Raw genomic sequence first — 19,916 nt, 5'->3', positions numbered from 1 at the left:
TATGAATTTCCAGCGTCATCGCCGTTTAAGAAAATCTGCATCCATGCGTTCATTAGTACGTGAAACACATCTTCATGTATCTGATTTTATTTATCCACTTTTCTTTGTTGAAGGTGAGAATGTAAAAAAAGAAGTACCTTCAATGCCAGGTGTATATCATTTATCACTCGATCTGCTTGAGAATGAAGTGAAGGAAATCGAGAGTTTAGGCATTCAGTCCATTATTGTTTTTGGAGTGCCAAACGAAAAAGACGACTGCGGAAGCTCAGCTTATGACCATAATGGAATTGTACAAAGAGCAATTGCTCAAATTAAAGAGATCGCGCCATCTTTAACTGTTATTGCCGATACTTGTTTATGTCAGTTTACCGACCATGGTCATTGCGGTGTGATTGAAAACGGTGAAGTATTAAACGATGAAACGCTGACACTGCTTGCTAAAACAGCTGTTTCTCAAGCAAAAGCTGGAGCAGATATAATCGCACCTTCAAACATGATGGATGGTTTTGTTGCTGCTATCAGACATGGGTTGGATGAAGCGGGTTATTACGATGTGCCTATCATGTCTTACGCTGTTAAATATGCATCATCTTTTTATGGTCCGTTTCGTGATGCTGCTCATAGCACTCCACAATTTGGTGACAGAAAAACCTATCAGATGGACCCTGCAAACCGTTTAGAAGCACTGCGTGAAGCAGAATCAGATATTGCTGAAGGTGCTGATTTCTTAATGGTGAAACCAGCCTTATCTTACTTGGATATTTTAAGAGAACTAAAAGACAGATATCCACTTCCTTTAGTTGCTTACAACGTTAGCGGAGAATATTCCATGATAAAAGCTGCTGCGATAAATGGATGGGTAGATGAAAAGAGCATCGTGCTTGAAAAATTAATCTCAATGAAAAGAGCAGGAGCAGATTTAATCATTACTTATTTTGCTAAAGATGCTGCAAGATGGCTGAATGAGAAATAAGAGAAAGGGTGTTGGTATGAGAAGCTTTGAACGATCAATAGCTGCTTTTAATGAAGCGAAGGAAGTAATGCCTGGGGGCGTTAACAGTCCTGTTCGAGCATTTAAATCGGTAAAAATGGACCCAGTATTTATGGAACGAGGAAAGGGTTCTAAAATTTATGATATCGATGGAAATGAGTATATTGACTACGTTTTGTCGTGGGGACCATTAATTTTAGGACATGCTGATGATCAAGTAGTGAGAGCACTTAAAGAGACAGCTGAACTTGGAACAAGCTTTGGTGCTCCTAATGAAATGGAAACAAAATTGGCCAAGCTTGTGATCGATCGTGTCCCATCTATTGAAGTTGTACGTATGGTGAATTCAGGGACAGAAGCAACGATGAGCGCTCTTCGTTTATCTCGTGGATACACAGGAAGAAGCAAGATCGTTAAATTTGAAGGATGTTATCATGGGCATGGAGATTCTTTATTGATTAAAGCAGGTTCTGGTGTTGCAACTCTAGGTCTGCCAGATTCTCCAGGTGTTCCTGAAGGGATTGCACAAAATACAATTACTGTTCCTTACAATGATCTGGAGAGTCTTCAAGTAGCTTTTAATCAATTTGGGGAAGATATTGCTTGTGTTATTGTTGAACCTGTCGCAGGAAACATGGGTGTTGTTCCTCCACAAAAAGGATTCCTTGAAGGCGTGCGCAAAATAACGGAGCAGCATGGTTCTCTATTAATCTTTGATGAAGTAATGACAGGGTTCCGTGTTGATTATGAGTGTGCACAAGGTTATTTTGGCGTGACACCTGATCTAACCTGTTTAGGGAAAGTCATCGGTGGCGGCCTGCCTGTTGGTGCGTATGGCGGTAAACGCGAGATTATGGAACAGATTGCCCCAAGCGGTCCGATCTACCAAGCAGGAACGTTATCAGGTAATCCGCTTGCCATGGCTGCAGGATTTGCTACACTTTCTCAGCTTACAAAAGAAAGTTATGTTTATTTTCAAAAGCTGGGTGATCAGTTAGCGTCAGGAATCTCTGAAGCTGCAGAACATTATGGCGTGGAACATACAATCAACCGTGCGGGAAGTATGATTGGTTTCTTCTTTACAAATACAGATGTTATCAATTATGAAACTGCAAAATTATCAAATTTGGATCATTTTAATTCAGTTTTCAAAACGATGCTTCAGGAAGGGATTTCATTGCCTCCATCACAATTTGAAGGTTTGTTCCTATCCACTGCTCATACGGAAGAAGATATCAACCAGACGGTTGCTGCGTTCAGAAAAGCTTTTTCTCAATTAAAATAAATTTCCTAGCGTTCGCTATTAAAAGCGGACGCTATTTTTATTTGATTCATATTTCGTCCTCCTCTCTCATACACCTATATTGTATAACTATATGTAAATTGAAAGGAGGAGAAGGGCATGAGTCAATCGAAGCTGCGTTTCTCCATTGAGGAGTCTGTTTGGCTTAAGAAAGGACAGGAAGTAGCTGAAGTTTTGTCGATGTCACTTGATCCTGAAATTCGTATTACAGAGGAAGCCGGACAGGTTTATATCAAGGGAGCTCTTATTTTAAACGGCAGATACCGTGCTGAGAATCAAGAACAGAATGCGGCTGATTTTGAATTAACCCCGCTTGCTGAGAGTGTTTCATATCGTTCACTTACACAGCTGAGTGTTGCAGAAGATGGTGTAACAGACCTTGTGCATCGTTTTCCAGTGGATATTACGATCCCTTCCTATCGTGTAGAGGATTCAAATGAGGTAAAAGTGGAGGTGGAATCATTCGAATACGAACTTCCTAATTCTACTTGCTTTGAACTTTCCGCATCCATTTGTATCTATGGTATAAAAGATGAAAAACAGCGTCAAGAAAGCCCTGCGTACGATTCTCCAAAAGAGGAGGTACGTTCGGTAGTAGCTGAAGAGCGATCGGTACAAAAAGAAGTACAAAAAGAAGAGAAACAAGATATTTTTACACCTTTTCAATTTGAAGCGCGTCAAAGCGGCGGAGTACCGTCACAGCCTCAGCCAAACGAGTTTTTAGCTCGATTTAATGAGAATAATGCTGAAGTACGTGAGGAAAAGAAAGCAGTTTTTGAGTTTAAACCTCATTTTGAATCATCAAATGACCGTACAATGGAAGCTACATTTGATTCCTTAAAGGCTATTGCTTTTTCAAGTGAAAATACTCGTCAGATGGACTCATACACAGAAGAACCTGAAGCTCGCTTGGAAGAAGAAGAAGAGGTTTATGGTGAAGTAGAAGCTGCTGATCAAAATGATTATACAGAATCATATAATCATGAAGAAGAAGAAACGTATGAAAGCTATCAAGCTCAGCAAACACCGGACTATGAAGCACAGGAGTACCATGAGCAAGCAAACAGTTACCAAAGTCAGCCATCTTATCAGGATACAAATCGACCATATCCTTATAATCCGTATCAACAACAAGAAGCATATCACCAGCAGCCTCATCACTACGCTAACTATCAATATCAACAAAATCATTCAGAACGTCCTTCTTACTCGAATGAATACGAGTATGGTGAACAATCTTATGAGGCAGAGCAAGAATACGAAGAATCAAACTATGAGCTAAGTGCCGAAGATCATGATACATCCTATGAATATGAAGATAATAGTTATCCAGAAAGAGAACATGAATCACAGCCAGAAGCAGAACAGGCAGACCATGATGAACCGAGAGATGAGAATGCCCTTTATTTAACAAAGATGCTCTCTGCTAAAGAAGAACGTTTTTCGAAGATGAAAATGTACATTCTGCAGCGCGGAGACTCTTTAGAGCATATTTGTGAAAGATACGATATCTCATTAAATACATTGATGCGCATGAATCGACTGCAGCAAGGTGAAGTTTCAGAGGGGCAGATCATTTATATTCCTGTAAGTTCACGTTAAGATGAGGTGCTGTTATGAATTTAATTAACACCTTGGAAAATGAGTATGAACTTTACGGGATAAGATGGAAAGAAAAACCTCATATCATAATGACCGATCTTGGGGAGAAACGCATCCGTTATTGGAAGGATTATGAACGGCTAAAATGGCATGTTAAGTGGCGCGATGAGTCTTCAAAAGGCTCTGGCGCCGTGCCAGACCGTATGATTCGTACTAATAGCGGGGAAACTGCAATACAATATGGTGAACAATGGATATCCATACATGATCATGCTGAAGCGTTATTCGGCTGTGATGAGGTAGAAAGATGGGGACAGTTCATCGGAAATTTATTAAAATGTGCTGTGAAATATGATGGTAAAGAGAACTTGGACCTTCAAACAGAACTTCCGGTTTTTGATATAAATCAGTGTTTACGTTTATCTCAAAAGTACATGGAAGCAAATTTTTCCTGTATTACAACGAGTATTTATGAAGCGAAAGAGCGTCTTAAGCTTTCTGAGGCAATTAGAAGCAAGGTGAAAGATAGTGAATTGCCTGTCCTAGAAAGAGAGATGAGCTTTAAAAACGGTAAAAAAATCTTTCATTTCTTATTTTACCAGGGTGGTGATGCTTGGCCGGTTAGAGGATATCTGCCTTTTCGAATGTTCTTATTAGAGTGGCTGGAACATTCTTCACCTCTTTCGGTAAAACAGCTTCTAACAGAGGTAAATAAACATTTTACGTTGGACCATGAACAAGGATTGCTTCTTTTAGCTGAGATCGTTACACCTTGGGAAATTTATGATTGCCTAAAACAATTGGATAACAGTTCTTTAGAAAGAATGGTAGAGGGACTCAAGAAGTATGAAGAATGTTGGGAGTCAAATCGAACACTTGTTAAGACAGTAACAGAATGGTTTGATGAAAAAAGAAGGAAGGTGGCCCTATGACAACCGAAAAGGAAACATTAAATTACGGGCCCGTCCTTTTTCATTATGATCTATTTCCTGAAAAATTGGAACAGCATGGGAAAGTGAAGAAGGTCATAACGAAAAGGGGTACATTTGCACTAAAGGAAGCAGAAATGACTGAAGAGGAAAGAAGCTGGTTTACACATGTCATTCAGCGTCTTTCAGAGATTGGCTTTCACCAGGTTGTCCCTCTTTATCCAACCAAGTTTGGTGATTACACTGTTCAGCTAGGCTCAAGAACGTACTACCTGATGCCTTGGTTTGCTTCAGATGAGAGAAACGAAAAAGCAAAAGATGAGGTACTTCTCGATCACTTAGGAAAAATTCATGCTTTAACACTAAAAGAACAAGATTTTTCTAATGAAGTAGTGGAACATTCTTATCAGTATCTCATGAACAGATGGGAAAATCGACAATATGAGATGGAACGGTTTACAGAAGAAGCTGAACAGAAAACGTATATGTCACCGTTTGAGTTAACTTATTTAAGTCATTTTCATCAAATCATGAGGATGACGGAAGAAGCAAAAAGAAGATTGAAAGATTGGTACGATACCTGTCAAAGGGAAAAACGTTACCGGAGCGTCCTTTGTCACGGAAAAGTTTCAAGAAATCACTTGATCTTTAACCCGACAGGTGAAGGGCATCTTCTGAACTTTGAGAAAGCCGTACTCGATACACCAGTAAGAGACCTAGCAGTTTACTTCAGAAGAGCTGCACATCAAAGAGAGTGGACAGTAGAAGAAGGAAAGTTTTTATTAGATTCTTACGAGAAACATGTTCAATTGTTAAATGAGGAAAGAGGATTATTAATTAGTTATTTATCTTATCCTGAACCCGTTTTTAATGCAGTGGACTTATACTGCAGCAGACGGAATGATTATTCTCAAATTGAAATGGTGCATCGACTGGAGAGTAGAATAAGAGCAATGAAAAAAATCCGGGATTTTTGCGATGCGATTATGATAGCACCTCCGCCTGCACCTTTAGATAACTCGGATACTGTCCCGACTAAAATTCATATAAATGACGAAGGAGATCACATATAACGCGTATATGTGATCTTTTTTTGGTTATTATTCCAAACTTTCTCTGCTTACAGCACATCGTAAGCAAAACATATATGAAGAATCACTAAGGTCAAAAGAATAATAAAATCTACCGCAGATGGAAATAGTATCGTTCTTAACAGCTGAAAGATAATGAGTGGTGCAGTCAATTGTCCGATCGTTTGTTTAAGTGTTACAAACCAGCCAGCAGGAAAACGTGCTTTTCGAAAATACTTTCTAGCCAAGAAAAGCCCCCCATTCGCCCATTTTCAATAATTTATGCAAAAAATTGATTAACGTGAAAGACAGGCTTTCACCAAAGGGGGTTATGGTGCATAGAATAACTTTTACAAGATACGGGTATGCTATTGACTAAAAACAAAGATGTTGTATAAAATATATTCAGAATCTATATTGTTGCGTAGACAGGGAATAGTACAAATATAACGCCTTTTAGAGAGAGGATTCATCTGCTGAAAGAATCCTTAAGGAAAGTTAGTTGGAAGTCGCCCTTGAGCATCTTCTTTGAAATGTAGTAGGAGAAGACGGTACATCCGTTATCATTGAAGTGTACAGCAGGTTTATTTAGACTTGCCGTAAATTAAGGTGGTACCGCGGAGTCCTTTCGTCCTTTTTGACGAAAGGGCTTTTTTGTTTTTAGAAATGGCTGTTTTCTAACGGATTGTTGGTTTTAATCTTCTTATTGTCTACTTTGAACAGTTGATTGGAGTGCAAGGTGCAAGACTCTCGGCTAGGACAGGCGGGCAGTCCAAAAAGTGGAAGTGGCTCGTTCAGCCTCGACAAGCAAAAGGTAAATGGATTTGAAGGCGTACTCTGAGCCATTTAACTTTTGACCTCGAGAGGCTAGCCACTGCAACTAGGCAGGTGAGACACTTACGAGTGAAACGTCTAAATGTGGCTCACCGCCTGCCCCGCGGAAAGCGAGCGCCTGGAACGGAGATCAACCACCTTCAAAGCAACAATGAATACGAAAACAGCATTAGAAATAAAGGAGGAGAATAGAATGACGAACGAACAGAAAGAACTGACGATGCCAACAAAGTATGATCCGAAGGCAACCGAAGAAAACCGTTATGATTTTTGGCTGAAAGGGAAGTTTTTTGAAGCTAAGGGCGAGGAAGGGAAACAGCCTTATACGATTGTTATCCCACCTCCAAACGTTACAGGGAAACTGCATCTTGGGCATGCATGGGACACTACCCTTCAAGATATCTTAACTCGCACAAAACGCATGCAAGGGTATGATGTTTTATGGCTGCCAGGAATGGACCATGCTGGAATTGCTACACAAGCAAAGGTAGAAGGAAAGCTGCGTGAAGAAGGTATTTCACGTTACGATTTAGGACGTGAAAAGTTTTTAGAAAAATCCTGGGAATGGAAAGAAGAGTATGCCAAGTTTATCCGTCAGCAATGGGCTAAGCTTGGACTTGGTCTAGATTATTCCCGCGAGCGATTCACGCTCGATGAAGGGCTTTCAGAAGCAGTTAAAGAGGTTTTTGTTAATCTTTATGAAAAAGGATTAATCTACCGCGGCGAGTATATCATCAACTGGGATCCGCAAACAAAGACAGCACTTTCCGATATTGAAGTTATTCATCAAGATGTTCAAGGTGCTTTCTATCATATGAAATATCCGCTCGCTGATGGATCAGGTCACATTGAAGTAGCGACAACTCGTCCTGAAACGATGCTTGGTGATACAGCGATTGCGGTACATCCAAAAGATGAACGTTATCAGCATCTGATCGGCAAAAAAGCAATCCTCCCAATCGTTGGCCGTGAGATTGAAATTGTTGGCGACGATTACGTTGATATGGAATTTGGTTCTGGTGCTGTAAAGATTACGCCTGCGCATGATCCAAACGATTTCGAAATTGGAAACAGACACAATCTTGAGCGTATTCTTGTTATGGATGAAGGCGGAAAGATGAACGAAAACGCTGGAGATTATCAAGGTTTGGATCGCTTCGAATGCCGTAAGCAGATTGTTAAAGATCTACAGGAGCAAGGTGTGTTATTTAAAATCGAAGAACACATGCACTCGGTTGGGCACTCTGAGCGAAGTGGAGCGGTTGTTGAACCGTACTTATCTACCCAATGGTTTGTTAAAATGAAGCCATTAGCAGAAGAAGCGATCAAGCTTCAGCAAGGTGAAGATAAAGTGAATTTCGTTCCAGATCGTTTTGAGAACACATACATGCGCTGGATCGAAAATATCCGTGATTGGTGTATTTCACGACAACTTTGGTGGGGTCACCGTATCCCTGCTTGGTTCCATAAAGAAACAGGTGAAATCTATGTTGGGAAATCAGAACCGAAAGATCCGGAAAATTGGGAGCAGGATACGGATGTTCTTGATACTTGGTTCTCGTCTGCACTATGGCCGTTCTCCACGATGGGCTGGCCGGATGAAAAAGCAGCGGATTTCAAACGCTACTTCCCTGGAAATGTACTTGTAACAGGATATGATATCATTTCTTTCTGGGTTTCAAGAATGATCTTCCAATCGTTAGAGTTTACGGATCAAAAACCGTTTAATGATGTTTTAATTCACGGACTCGTTCGTGACTCTGAAGGCAGAAAAATGAGTAAGTCGCTTGGCAACGGTGTAGATCCGATGGATGTAATAGAGAAGTATGGGGCGGATGCATTACGTTTCTTCTTATCTACAGGAAGCTCACCAGGAAACGATCTTCGTTTTTATTGGGAAAAGGTAGAATCTACTTGGAACTTTGCTAATAAAATCTGGAACGCATCTCGTTTTGCTCTAATGAACATGGATGGCATGCAGTATGATGAGATTGATTTAAGTGGAAAGAAATCACTCGCAGATCAATGGATTCTTACTCGATTGAACGAAACATCCGAAGACATCACGCGTCTGATCGATGCTTACGAATTTGGAGAAGTGGGACGTCTTCTTTATAACTTTATCTGGGATGACTTGTGTGACTGGTACATTGAAATGGCGAAGCTTCCTTTATATGGGGAAGATGAAGAAGCGAAGAAAACAACACGTTCAGTACTCGCGTATGTATTAGACAATACCCTTAGATTGCTTCATCCGTTCATGCCATTTATCACAGAAGAAATCTGGCAGCATCTGCCTCATGAAGGAGAATCAATCACGGTTGCAGCATGGCCAGAAAAGAATGAAGATCTTCATTTCCCTGAAGCAGCAAAAGAGTTTGCTCTTATTACAGAAGTGATTCGTTCCGTTCGTAATATTCGATCAGAGATGAACGTTGCACCAAGTAAACCGATTGAGCTGCAAATCAAACCGAAGAACAAAGAAATTCTTGCAGCACTAGAAACAAATCGTCAATATTTAGTTCGTTTCTGTAACCCGAGTGAACTTGTGATCTCAGATGAAATTTCAGCACCTGAAAAAAGCATGAGCACCGTATTAACAGGTTTAGAAATGTACCTTCCACTTGAAGGGTTGCTTAATATTGATGAAGAGATCAAGCGACTTGAAAAAGAAGCAGAAAAGTATGCGAAAGAAGTAGAACGTGTACAGAAAAAGTTAAGCAATGAAGGCTTCATGAAAAAAGCACCTGAAAAGGTTATTGATGAAGAACGTGCGAAGCAAGCGGATTATCAGGAAAAGTATGATAACGTATTAGCACGAATTAAAGAACTTCAAAGCTAGAAACTTATATATATGAGGCGGATCCTTATTACAGCAGGATTCGCCTCCTTTACTTTTAAGAAGGGTGGAGATGACTTGAATTCTTATAACGAAGCGCTAAATTGGATTCATAGCTTATTAAAATTCGGTATTAAGCCAGGGCTTAAAAGAGTGGAATGGCTTTTAGAGCGAACAGAAAATCCGGAGAAGAAGTTAACCCTCATACATATAGCAGGAACAAACGGAAAGGGATCAACTGTAGAGTATTTGAGAAGCATCTTTAATGAAGCAAAGTACTCTACAGGTACTTTTACATCGCCATATTTAATAACGTTCAATGAAAGAGTATCAATTGATGGTGTACCAATAGCCGATGAAGAACTTCTTCATTATTCTAAAATGTTGCGGCCACTAGTTGAAGAGTTGGCTGCAACATCACTCGGAAGTCCAACTGAGTTTGAAGTGATTACGGTTATTTCCCTTCTGTATTTTGCCGACAAAAAACCAGATGTAGTTTTGTATGAGACGGGGCTTGGCGGTCTTTACGATTCTACAAATGTAATTGCACCTATTTTGAGTCTTATTACAAACATCGGCTTTGACCATATGGGTATACTCGGTGACACAATTGAGGATATAGCTTTTCAGAAGGCAGGCATTATAAAACCACATACACCAGTAATTACTACAGTTGAACAAGATAGTGCCATCAACGTGATCAAACAAAAAGCAAAAGAAACAAAATCTGATTCCTATTTTTTAGATCGTGACTTTTCCGTGCGTCATCTTGAGAGTTTGGATCAAGGTGAGCGGTTTATGTTTTATGACTTTGATAAGTCAGAGCATGAATATCTGATCTCGATGAAAGGAACTCACCAAATAAAGAATGCAGGTTTGGCTGCTGCAGCTATTATGCACTTAGTGAAGTCAGGTAAATTTAACGTCTCCTCTTCTGAAATTAAGTTGGGCTTATATAAAGCAAATTGGGCTGGAAGATTTGAAAAAGTATCAAAATCACCCGATATAATCATTGACGGGGCACATAATCTGCAAGGCGTTCATGCACTTAAACAAACATTGCTCAATCACTATAAATCAAAAAGAATTTTCTTGCTTTTTGCAGCACTGCAGGATAAAGCATATGGAAACATGATGAAAGACTTAGAAAGTGTAGTATACGAGGCATACTTCACAACCTTTGATTTTCCAAGAGCTGCTTCTGCGGAACAATTACTTGCAGAAAGTCCTTTTAAAAGGTCAATTGCTATTTCAGTGTGGGAAGAAGCTTTAGATCATGTTAGAGGAAGATTAAAGGAAGATGATGTCCTTATCATTACAGGGTCACTCTACTTTATTTCAGAAGTAAGAAAAACATTTCAAAATTTGGAATAACATTTATTGTAATTTTTTGAACTTTTGATAAAATAATAGATAATGAATTTGTCCTAGTAAAATAGATGTGTTTTCATAGTGAAGAATGATAGACAGCGATGTTAATAGAGAGGAGGACAAGTGAATGACAATGCGGATGGCAAATAGAAAAAAACGTTTGTACCTTGTAATTGCATGGGTTTTCTTATTTCCACTGGCCATTTGGACAGCTACTCAGATGACAAATAACCATTCTGAAATGAATTTTATTGATTTAGGCATTATATCCTTATTGGCGATTGTTGTTTCTTGTTTTCCTATTAAAGTTCTTAGTTCTAACATCTCGTTTATGTCAGGTATTAATCTTGCTGTATTTTTATATTTTGGACTCGCGGCTGCTTTATATATGACACTTTTATCTGTCATTGCAATGTTCTTGTCTCTAAAAATACATATCATTAAAGAATATTATAGATATATGGCGAATACGCTAATGTTTTCGTGGATTATCATCTGCGAAAGCACCGTGTTCCACCTTCTTGGAGGAGATATTGGCGCGTTTGAAGTAAACGAATCTATCAATTTGATACCTGTTATCGCATATGTAGGGACAGGCTTGGTACTAAATCACGTAGCCATTTACTTAATTGTAAAATATCTTTACGAAGAAGAAGTCGCTTTTTTTGAACGTGATGCAGTGTGGGATTTTGTTTCAGAAGTATTAGCGATTCCAGTCGGTCTTATGTTATTTGTTCTGTATTCTCAATTAGGACGGCCTGGTATTTTCTATGTAGGGCTTCCTTTTCTATCCCTCTCTATCATTATTAACTTATACCATTCCAGCCAGCAGATTAACGATGCTCTGCAAAAAGCAAGCGAGATCGGCCAGCAGCTTTCTGAGCATTTAAAAGTAAATCATATCTTAGATGTTTTCATTGAAAGATTAATTGGTTTCATGAATGTGGACTTTGCATTTATTTATGACGCTGATGCAGGTGAACACCTGAAAATCATACGCCAATATGAAAGTGAAGAAGGCATATTAACGGCAGTTCCTATCAAAAAACATGAAGCGATCAGCGGGAGAGTATGGGCTACGGGAAAGAGTATTCGCTACAGCAAACTTAGAGCATGGCGAAAGATTTCAGAGCTATTCTTTCAAGGGAAAGCTCAATCCGTACTATCTGTTCCAATGATACGAAATCAAAGAATTGTTGGAATCATTACTTTTGCATCAAAAGATAAACATGCGTTTCATAAACACCATTTAATTATTCTTGAGATTTTAGCCAACTATTTAGCTGTTGCGATCGATAATGCTAGAAACTATGAGTCAACAAAATTAAAAAGTGAACAATGTCCATTAACAGGTTTGTATAATTATCGTTATTTTGAAGATCTTTTGACGACTATGTATCAGAATTACGAGTATTTCAGAAAAGAATTTTCAGTTATCCTTTTGGATATCGATCATTTTAAAAAAGTGAACGATACATATGGACATCAAAGTGGAAATGAAGTGCTGATCTTATTAGCGAAAAGACTAGAGAGATTTATTGGTGATCGTGGTACAGTGGCTCGCTATGGCGGTGAAGAATTTATAATCGTTTTGCCTGAGTCTGGTGAGAGAGAATGTTTATTTCTAGCTGAACAGCTTCGTTCAGTCATTTCGGATATAGGGTTTGAAATACAGAATGATCTTACAGATCAAATGAGACATAACATTTACATAACAGCGAGCATCGGTGTTGCAACTGCACCACATCAAGGAGAAGATGCGCTTACTCTCGTTCGAAATGCAGATCGCGCAATGTATACAGGAGCAAAACAGCAAGGGCGAAATAAAGTAGCGGCTTATGTAGGTTAGATAAAAACTTTAGGGTGAGATCCTAAAGTTTTTTTATTTATTACTTCATATTTTTAGTTCTCCCTCTCATTTTCAAGTTCTATTAAAACGAAATTAGCATATGTTTTAGTAGATGATAGAGAGGAGCGGATAGTGATGAAACAAGAGATTTCAATTTTAATAAATGGAAAAGAAAAGAAATATAGTGAAGATAAAAAAACAGAGAATCAAGAGCAAGCTCAAAAAGAGGTTGCTGCCGCGATAGAGACGGTGAATAGGGATGGTTATACGATTCTCGCAGCACCTATAAAGAAAACAGATCATTTCTTTAAAAAAAAGAACTGGCATGTATTTTCAAATAAAAAGACAAGCTTTCCTATGCCTCAAAAAGGTAAAGCACTTGCTAAGCAAATTATTGCAGCTGTTATGGGTGCAGTAGTAACTGGGACTATCTTAGGGTTATTGGTATTGATGGTATTTTCTTCTGATATTACAGAAGCTGGCGATAAACAGATGGAAACCCCTGTTGTAAAAACAGAACAACCTGTCAGTAAGGATAAATCAGTATCACTGACACCGATTAATCTAGAGTTCTCAGCTCTTCAAGCAGGCGTCTTTTCTTCAAAAGATCGTGCTGAAGGGGTAGTTCAATCTATTGAAGAAAATGGGTTCTCCGCTATCATTATAAAAGCAGATGAAGATAAATACTCAGTGATTGTTGGCATGGGAAATGAAACACATCAGTTAGATAAATATAATGAAGCTTACCAAAAGAAGATGGATAAGCCACTTTCTAAAACACTTTCTTTTACATTCGAAAACCTAAAAACGCCAAATAATCTTGATGAAATCTATTTTAAGAATGGGCAAGTCCTACTTCAAAATGTACTAACCCTTTCTCAAATGCCGGAAGCAAAAGGTTCTGGTCTTGATCGAACTCTAAACGACTTTAATAAATGGAAAGAGTACGGGAATAACCAAAAAGGAAAATGGAAAGAAAGTACTGCAAAAGCATCAACTGATTATGAAAAACAGTTGGAAGGGGCATTTTTAGCGCTAAAAGATTCTAAGGAAGGCGAGTTGAATTGGGCTTTCCAGCAAAAAGTGATGGATAGCTTCCAAGCATATACTAAGCTTCTTTCAACACTAAAATAAGGTAGTAAAGAAGTGCAGCTCAAATCATTAACATTTGAGCTGCTTTTTTTATGTTTTGGCTGTTCTAACATTTGAATTAAGGGAGACTAGATTTTCTCCTCTAGACTTTGTATTGTTACCTTTACAGCATTTGACTGTAATCTATCAATGAAAATTGTCATTTGCCCACATAAAATGCTGAATATTATCGAAAAACTAATAGAAGTATGTTTTTCGGCGTGGTTTGTCTAATTTTTACAAGTTTGTTATTGTAAAATTGTACAAAAAAAATAACATCAATGAATTAGATGAAAGGTGATTACATGAAACGCCTCATATTAGCCTCTGCTTCACCTCGAAGATATGAACTTCTGTCATTAACGCTTCTTCCTTTTGAAACGTATCCAAGTACACTTGAAGAAAAAATGGATATTTCCCTGACTCCAAGTCAATTGGTAGAATCACTTGCTGAGCAAAAAGCTGCAGATGTTTTTTCGAATAAACCTGATTGTGTAATTCTTGGTGCAGATACGATCGTTTCTTTTCATAATAATCGTCTTGGTAAGCCTCAAAATGCTAACGAAGCGGCTGATATGTTAAGAATGCTTTCCGGACAAACTCACGAAGTTTACACAGGTGTTTGTTTAATAGACAAAGATAAGAAAGTGGTTTTCTCCGTTAAAACAGATGTAACTTTTTACACATTAGATGAAAAAACAATTTCTTGGTATATAAACACAGGAGAGCCATTTGATAAGGCTGGAAGTTATGGAATTCAAGGCCATGGATCTTTATTAGTAGAAAAAATTCAAGGTGATTACTTTAATGTGGTAGGTTTACCGATTTCAAAAGTTGTTCGTTCACTAAAAGATTTTGGATTCTCATTCACCGAGTCAGTCACGCAGACTGAATAATAAGGGGGAACGTAAGTGGTGACAAAACCGCTTATGATAAAAGATTACCCAATACAGGAGAGGCCGCGAGAAAGGCTGTTGAATGATGGACCTGACGCCCTTTCCAATTATGAATTGTTAGCTATTCTTTTAAGAACGGGTACGAAACAAATGTCAGCTATCCAACTCGCACATCATATCATTCAGCAATTTGAAGGATTGAGGCATCTTAAAGAAGCAACAATAGGTGAATTGAAAGAAATCAATGGTATAGGATCAGCGAAAGCCGTCGAATTAATGGCTGCCATTGAAATCGGGAAGCGCATCAGCAGGCTTCAGTTTGAAGAAAAGTATACAATTCGTTCTCCAGAAGATGGAGCAAGGTATTTAATGGATGAATTGCGTTTTTTGCAGCAAGAACACTTTGTTTGTTTGTATTTAAATACAAAGAACCAGGTCCTGCATAAAAAGACGATTTTCATAGGTAGCTTGAATACTTCTATCGTTCATCCAAGAGAAGTGTTTAAAGAAGGATTCAAGCGTTCAAGTGCTTCGATCATCTGTTTTCACAATCATCCGAGCGGTGATCCTGCACCGAGCAGGGAAGACATCGAAGTTACAAAAAGGTTAGTAGAGTGCGGAAAAATGCTTGGAATTGAAGTGTTGGATCATATTATAATAGGTGATCAAAAATACGTAAGTTTAAAAGAAAAAGGATATGTTTAACATTGTCTTTTGTTTCTTTTTTAGCGTATAATCAAACGTATGAGTTTTGCTTGATGAAAGGAGTCTACATAAATGTTTGGTGGATTTTCAAGAGATTTAGGAATTGATTTAGGAACTGCAAACACACTTGTTTACGTGAAGGGCAAGGGTGTTGTTGTGCGTGAACCTTCCGTTGTTGCTTTGCGTACTGACACAGGTTCAATTGAAGCGGTAGGTAATGCTGCTAAAAATATGATTGGACGTACTCCAGGTAATATCGTTGCAGTAAGACCTATGAAAGATGGGGTAATTGCTGATTTCGAAACAACAGCAACGATGATGAAATACTTTATTCAGCAAGCCCAAAAGAATCGTTCTGTATTTGCACGTAAACCATACGTAATGGTATGTGTACCTTCAGGAATTACAGCTGTTGAGAAACGTGCTGTAGAAGATGCAACGAAGCAAGCAGGAGCGCGTGAAGCTTATACGATTGAAGAGCCTTTTGCAGCTGCGATCGGTGCAGACCTTCCAGTTTGGGAACCAACGGGAAGTATGGTTGTTGACATCGGTGGAGGAACTACAGAAGTAGCGATCATTTCTCTAGGTGGTATCGTTACCAGCCAATCAATCCGCATTGCGGGAGATGAAATGGACGATGCGATCATCGCTTACATTAAAAAGACTTATAATTTAATGATCGGTGAAAGAACGGCTGAAACACTTAAACTTGAGATTGGTTCAGCTGGAGCACCTGACGGAATTGAAGACATGGATATCCGTGGTAGAGATTTGTTGACAGGTCTTCCAAAAACGATTACGATTACGGCGGAAGAAGTTTCCAGCGCGTTGCGTGATACGGTAAACAGCATTATGGATGCTGTAAAAGTAACTCTTGAAAAAACACCTCCAGAACTTGCTGCTGATATTATGGATCGCGGTATAGTACTTACAGGTGGCGGTGCTTTATTAAGAAACTTGGATAAAGTAATCAGTGAAGAGACAAAAATGCCTGTTATCGTGGCGGAAAATGCATTGGATTGTGTAGCAGTTGGAACTGGCCGAGCGCTTGAAAATCTGCACCTTTTTAAATCCAAAGCTGGTATAACTTCTAGATCTAAATCCAAGTAAGTAGGTGTATTTTCATGCCACATTTTTTTTCGAATAAACGCCTTATCATTCTGCTAGTCAGTATTATTATTCTAGTAGCTTTGATTGGTTTTTCGATGAAAAAAAGGGAAAGCCTAACCTTACCTGAACAGTTTTTGAAAGATTCTGCAGGACTAACACAAACGATTTTCTATAAACCCGCTAATACAATAGCGGGTTTCTTTGAGAATTTAGCTGAAATGAAACAGCTATATAAAGAGAATCAAATGTTAAAAGCTAGGTTAGATGAGTACGCAAAACTTTATGTACAGTATGAGGAAGTTAAAAAAACAAATGAAACACTAAAAGCCCAATTGGACAAGGAAGAAGATCTCACCGACTTTAAAGTGAGAGAAGCAACGGTTATCGGCCGATCCCCTGATCAATGGAATCAATTCATCTACATTAATAAAGGGGAAAAGGACGGAATAAAGCCTAAAATGGCTGTTATTTCACCTCAAGGATTTATTGGGAAAGTAACAAATGTCTCCTTGTTTCAATCAACGGTTCAATTAATTAGTGACAATGACCGTACAAATCGTTTTTCGGCAATTGTTCAAGGAGAGAAGAACATCTTTGGAACGATTGAAGGTTATGATGCGAAAAAGCAAGCTTTGTTGTTTAAAAAGATTCCAGTAGACGCAAAGATCAAAAAGGGTCAAAAAGTCATTACCTCTGGTCTCGGCGATGTATTTCCACCTAATCTACTGATCGGAGAAGTGGTTGATATCGAACCGGATGAAGTAGGTTTGACACAAACGGCTTATTTGAAGCCTTCTGCGGATCTATACGATATTGATCATGTAATGGTGCTTGAACGAGAAATGCCTGCAGTCGATGAAAGTTTAAGAGAAAAGGAGGAAGAATGATGAAAAAAATCCTTCTTCCTTTTCTTATCTATTTAGCCTTTATTAGTGAAAGTTCTTTAGTACAAGCTTTCTTGCCTCATGAAAACAGTATGGACTGGCAGTTGATCCCCCGTTTTTCAATGGTTATGATCTTATTTGTAGCAATCTATCTGAATACTACATATGGGCTTCTGTATGGACTGGCTTTTGGACTTTTAACGGACCTTCTTTATACAGACATCATTGGTGTATATCTGTTTTCAATGGCTGCTACTGCCTATATAACGTCTGTTTTTTCTAGATACTTATTTGGGAATTTAATTGTGACACTGCTTTTGTCCATTGTAGGAGTATCCATCCTAGAGTTTTTTGTATACGGTTTGAACAGTCTTATCGGAATCAGCAATCAGATGATTGATGTATTTCTTTATAAAAGATTGTTGCCTACCCTCATCTTAAACGGTTTATTTGCGATACTCATTTATTATCCGTTTGTAAAGCAGCTGAACCAAATAAAGGATACCCTAAAAGAAAACTAACTTCTTCAAAGAGGAATTTAGACCTAGCTGTCGAATGTTAGTACGTTGAGGTGAACAATGGCAATGGTACAAAAACTCCAGCACAACGTAACAATAAAAGGTACAAAAGACGGCCTCATTTTATTGTTGGATGATAAGTGTTCCTTCGAGAAATTAATCGAGGAGCTTAATGATAAATTAACCGCCGGAAGCGGCCAGTTGTTAAGTGGACCTGTTATTTCTGTAAAAGTAAAAGCAGGTAAACGTTATGTAACAGCTGAGCAAGAGGAAAAATTACGTGATGTACTAAAACAAAAGGAAAATCTGATCTTAGAGCATATTGAGTCAGAAGTTATAACAAAGGCAGAAGCTGAAGAGCTGAGAAAAGATGCCCAAGTTGTAACGGTTTCCAAAATCGTCAGGTCAGGACAGGTTCTTGATATTCAAGGAGATCTGCTCCTGATTGGCGACGTTAATCCTGGCGGTACTGTTATGGCGACGGGTAATATTTATATTCTTGGCTCGCTTAAGGGAATCGCTCACTGCGGAACGAAGGGCAACGAAGAAGCGATCATTGCAGCATCCGTAATGAAACCTTCTCAGCTTAGAATCGCTCAACATATTAATAGAGCACCAGACTCTTATCCGGAACTAGGAAATGAGATGGAGTTTGCTTACATATCCAATGAAGAACAACAGATTCGTATTGATCGAATCAGTGCTGTTCACCGATTAAGACCGATGTTGAACAGTTTGGTATAGAAAGGGGAATGAAGCATGGGAGAAGCGATAGTCATTACGTCTGGGAAAGGTGGGGTCGGTAAAACAACGACTTCTGCCAATATAGGGACTGCTCTAGCTCTTTCTGGAAAAAAAGTATGCCTTGTAGATACAGATATCGGCTTACGTAATCTTGATGTTTTAATGGGACTTGAGAATCGAATCATCTATGATCTTGTAGATGTTGCAGAAGAACGCTGCAAGCTGAACCAGGCTCTAATAAAAGATAAGCGCTTTGAATGTTTGTACCTGCTGCCGGCAGCTCAAACAAAAGATAAAACTTCCATAACCCCTGAACAAGTTAAAAAAATCGTTCAGGAGTTAAAACAAGACTATGACTATGTTATTATCGACTGTCCCGCTGGTATTGAACAAGGCTTTAAAAATGCTGTAGCAGGCGCAGATAAATCCATAGTTGTTACAAATCCTGAAATCTCGTCTGTGCGGGATGCAGATCGCATTATCGGACTTTTAGAACAAGAAGATGTTGAAGCTCCTAAGTTAATCGTGAACCGTCTTCGTAATCATCTTGCTAAAAGTGGAGATATGCTCGATGTAGATGAGATTGTTTCTGTTCTCTCTATTGAGCTATTAGGAGTCGTTATTGACGATGAAAATGTAATCAAAGCAGCGAACAAAGGTGAACCCGTTGCAATGCAGCCTGACTCGAAAGCTTCTATTGCCTACAGAAATATTGCGAGAAGGATCTTAGGCGAGTCTGTTCCTCTTCTTTCTTTAGAAGAAGAGAAAGGTTTTTTTGGAAAAATTAAAACTTTATTAGGAATGAAATAAAACATCAGCTTTTTGCTGATGTTTTTTCTTTTGCTGTTTTGTAAGATTTGAAAGTGGTTGATTTCCGTTCCAGGAGCTCGCTTTCCGCGGGGCAGGCGGTGAGCCACATTGGGACGTTTCACTTTTAAGTGTCTCACCTGCCCACCTGTCCCGCAGGAGTCTCGCCCCTTGCACTTCAATCAACTAATCAAAGGTGACTTTTAAAGGCTGATATATTTGCTATGTAGCTCTTGAAAGTGATTGATTTCCGTTCCGGGAGCTCGCTTTCCGCGGGGCAGGCGGTGAGCCACATTTGTACGTTTCACTCTTAAGTGTCTCACCTGCCCGCCT

18 protein-coding genes and 1 other annotated feature are annotated in these 19,916 nt (G+C 38.9%); of the genes, 17 read left to right on the top strand and 1 reads right to left on the bottom strand.

Annotated elements, in window-relative coordinates; genetic code table 11:
• The first annotated feature begins 1 nt into the window (after position 1).
• From hemB to ysxE, 5 genes are all read left to right on the top strand, one after another.
• Positions 2 to 973 carry a porphobilinogen synthase gene (gene hemB / locus AWM68_RS14925; protein WP_066243452.1) on the top strand — a complete coding sequence of 324 codons (972 nt, stop codon included), beginning with the start codon at positions 2 to 4 and terminating at the stop codon, positions 971 to 973.
• 16 nt (positions 974 to 989) lie between these two features.
• Positions 990 to 2,276 (top strand): glutamate-1-semialdehyde 2,1-aminomutase, encoded by a 1,287-nt coding sequence (gene hemL, locus AWM68_RS14920; RefSeq protein WP_066244111.1) that lies wholly within the window; start codon positions 990 to 992, stop codon positions 2,274 to 2,276.
• Positions 2,277 to 2,393: 117 nt separating this feature from the next.
• The gene (locus AWM68_RS14915; protein ID WP_066243449.1) at positions 2,394 to 3,896 is read left to right on the top strand and encodes a LysM peptidoglycan-binding domain-containing protein; all 1,503 of its coding nucleotides are present in this window, start codon (positions 2,394 to 2,396) and stop codon (positions 3,894 to 3,896) included.
• Positions 3,897 to 3,910: 14 nt separating this feature from the next.
• A complete protein-coding gene (locus tag AWM68_RS14910) occupies positions 3,911 to 4,828 on the top strand; it encodes a hypothetical protein (protein ID WP_066243444.1) in 918 nt (305 codons plus the stop codon).
• Entirely contained in the window at positions 4,825 to 5,898 is a 1,074-nt protein-coding gene (ysxE, locus tag AWM68_RS14905; protein ID WP_066243441.1) for a spore coat protein YsxE, read from the top strand. The genes AWM68_RS14910 and ysxE overlap by 4 nt, the downstream gene beginning before the upstream one ends.
• 47 nt (positions 5,899 to 5,945) lie before the next feature.
• Here ysxE and AWM68_RS14900 read toward each other — a convergent pair whose 3' ends face one another.
• Positions 5,946 to 6,143: a hypothetical protein gene (locus AWM68_RS14900; RefSeq protein ID WP_066243438.1), complete on the bottom strand. Its 198-nt coding sequence runs from the start codon at positions 6,141 to 6,143 to the stop codon at positions 5,946 to 5,948.
• Between the two features lie 168 nt (positions 6,144 to 6,311).
• Positions 6,312 to 6,534 (top strand) — a binding site (T-box leader).
• Positions 6,535 to 6,798: 264 nt separating this feature from the next.
• Between AWM68_RS14900 and AWM68_RS22040 the strand changes: the two genes are divergently transcribed.
• The 12 genes from AWM68_RS22040 (at position 6,799) to minD (ending at position 19,586) form a co-directional block, all read left to right on the top strand.
• Positions 6,799 to 6,921, top strand: coding sequence for a hypothetical protein (locus AWM68_RS22040; RefSeq protein WP_269446797.1), 123 nt, complete (start codon positions 6,799 to 6,801; stop codon positions 6,919 to 6,921).
• A 1-nt stretch (position 6,922) separates the two neighbouring features.
• Positions 6,923 to 9,571: a valine--tRNA ligase gene (locus AWM68_RS14895; RefSeq protein ID WP_066243435.1), complete on the top strand. Its 2,649-nt coding sequence runs from the start codon at positions 6,923 to 6,925 to the stop codon at positions 9,569 to 9,571.
• A gap of 75 nt (positions 9,572 to 9,646) precedes the next feature.
• Positions 9,647 to 10,942 (top strand): bifunctional folylpolyglutamate synthase/dihydrofolate synthase, encoded by a 1,296-nt coding sequence (locus tag AWM68_RS14890; RefSeq protein ID WP_066243432.1) that lies wholly within the window; start codon positions 9,647 to 9,649, stop codon positions 10,940 to 10,942.
• Between the two features lie 124 nt (positions 10,943 to 11,066).
• On the top strand, positions 11,067 to 12,788 hold the full coding sequence (locus AWM68_RS14885) for a GGDEF domain-containing protein (RefSeq protein WP_066243429.1): 1,722 nt from the start codon (positions 11,067 to 11,069) through the stop codon (positions 12,786 to 12,788).
• A gap of 135 nt (positions 12,789 to 12,923) precedes the next feature.
• On the top strand, positions 12,924 to 13,922 hold the full coding sequence (locus tag AWM68_RS14880) for a hypothetical protein (RefSeq protein WP_066243426.1): 999 nt from the start codon (positions 12,924 to 12,926) through the stop codon (positions 13,920 to 13,922).
• A 302-nt stretch (positions 13,923 to 14,224) separates the two neighbouring features.
• Positions 14,225 to 14,815, top strand: a complete 591-nt coding sequence (locus AWM68_RS14875; protein WP_066243424.1) for a Maf family protein — start codon at positions 14,225 to 14,227, stop codon at positions 14,813 to 14,815.
• Positions 14,816 to 14,848: 33 nt separating this feature from the next.
• Positions 14,849 to 15,520 carry a RadC family protein gene (radC, locus tag AWM68_RS14870; protein ID WP_156488436.1) on the top strand — a complete coding sequence of 224 codons (672 nt, stop codon included), beginning with the start codon at positions 14,849 to 14,851 and terminating at the stop codon, positions 15,518 to 15,520.
• Positions 15,521 to 15,592: 72 nt separating this feature from the next.
• Positions 15,593 to 16,630 carry a rod shape-determining protein gene (locus tag AWM68_RS14865; protein WP_066243421.1) on the top strand — a complete coding sequence of 346 codons (1,038 nt, stop codon included), beginning with the start codon at positions 15,593 to 15,595 and terminating at the stop codon, positions 16,628 to 16,630.
• A 14-nt stretch (positions 16,631 to 16,644) separates the two neighbouring features.
• Complete coding sequence (mreC, locus tag AWM68_RS14860) at positions 16,645 to 17,517, top strand: rod shape-determining protein MreC (protein ID WP_066243417.1); 873 nt, start codon at positions 16,645 to 16,647, stop codon at positions 17,515 to 17,517.
• Entirely contained in the window at positions 17,514 to 18,035 is a 522-nt protein-coding gene (gene mreD / locus AWM68_RS14855; protein WP_082820731.1) for a rod shape-determining protein MreD, read from the top strand. The genes mreC and mreD overlap by 4 nt, the downstream gene beginning before the upstream one ends.
• Positions 18,036 to 18,098: 63 nt before the next feature.
• Entirely contained in the window at positions 18,099 to 18,776 is a 678-nt protein-coding gene (gene minC, locus AWM68_RS14850) for a septum site-determining protein MinC (protein WP_082820730.1), read from the top strand.
• Positions 18,777 to 18,791: 15 nt separating this feature from the next.
• Complete coding sequence (minD, locus tag AWM68_RS14845; protein WP_066243409.1) at positions 18,792 to 19,586, top strand: septum site-determining protein MinD; 795 nt, start codon at positions 18,792 to 18,794, stop codon at positions 19,584 to 19,586.
• The last annotated feature ends 330 nt before the right edge of the window (positions 19,587 to 19,916 follow it).

The sequence above is a fragment of the Fictibacillus phosphorivorans genome (genome assembly GCF_001619875.1).
GTDB classification, from domain to species: Bacteria; Bacillota; Bacilli; order Bacillales; family Fictibacillaceae; genus Fictibacillus; species Fictibacillus phosphorivorans_B.
The sequence above is the reverse complement of the archived record's forward strand: the minus strand, read 5'-3'. Positions and strand labels throughout refer to the sequence as shown.

Excerpts from the sequence above, each read along its gene's own strand:
- hemB (WP_066243452.1), top strand. The coding sequence starts at position 2 with ATGAATTTCCAGCGTCATCGCCGTTTAAGAAAATCTGCATCCATGCGT.
- hemL (WP_066244111.1), top strand. The coding sequence starts at position 990 with ATGAGAAGCTTTGAACGATCAATAGCTGCTTTTAATGAAGCGAAGGAA.
- AWM68_RS14915 (WP_066243449.1), top strand. The coding sequence starts at position 2,394 with ATGAGTCAATCGAAGCTGCGTTTCTCCATTGAGGAGTCTGTTTGGCTT.
- AWM68_RS14910 (WP_066243444.1), top strand. The coding sequence starts at position 3,911 with ATGAATTTAATTAACACCTTGGAAAATGAGTATGAACTTTACGGGATA.
- ysxE (WP_066243441.1), top strand. The coding sequence starts at position 4,825 with ATGACAACCGAAAAGGAAACATTAAATTACGGGCCCGTCCTTTTTCAT.
- AWM68_RS14895 (WP_066243435.1), top strand. The coding sequence starts at position 6,923 with ATGACGAACGAACAGAAAGAACTGACGATGCCAACAAAGTATGATCCG.
- AWM68_RS14885 (WP_066243429.1), top strand. The coding sequence starts at position 11,067 with ATGACAATGCGGATGGCAAATAGAAAAAAACGTTTGTACCTTGTAATT.
- AWM68_RS14880 (WP_066243426.1), top strand. The coding sequence starts at position 12,924 with ATGAAACAAGAGATTTCAATTTTAATAAATGGAAAAGAAAAGAAATAT.
- AWM68_RS14875 (WP_066243424.1), top strand. The coding sequence starts at position 14,225 with ATGAAACGCCTCATATTAGCCTCTGCTTCACCTCGAAGATATGAACTT.
- radC (WP_156488436.1), top strand. The coding sequence starts at position 14,849 with ATGATAAAAGATTACCCAATACAGGAGAGGCCGCGAGAAAGGCTGTTG.
- AWM68_RS14865 (WP_066243421.1), top strand. The coding sequence starts at position 15,593 with ATGTTTGGTGGATTTTCAAGAGATTTAGGAATTGATTTAGGAACTGCA.
- mreC (WP_066243417.1), top strand. The coding sequence starts at position 16,645 with ATGCCACATTTTTTTTCGAATAAACGCCTTATCATTCTGCTAGTCAGT.
- mreD (WP_082820731.1), top strand. The coding sequence starts at position 17,514 with ATGATGAAAAAAATCCTTCTTCCTTTTCTTATCTATTTAGCCTTTATT.
- minC (WP_082820730.1), top strand. The coding sequence starts at position 18,099 with ATGGTACAAAAACTCCAGCACAACGTAACAATAAAAGGTACAAAAGAC.
- minD (WP_066243409.1), top strand. The coding sequence starts at position 18,792 with ATGGGAGAAGCGATAGTCATTACGTCTGGGAAAGGTGGGGTCGGTAAA.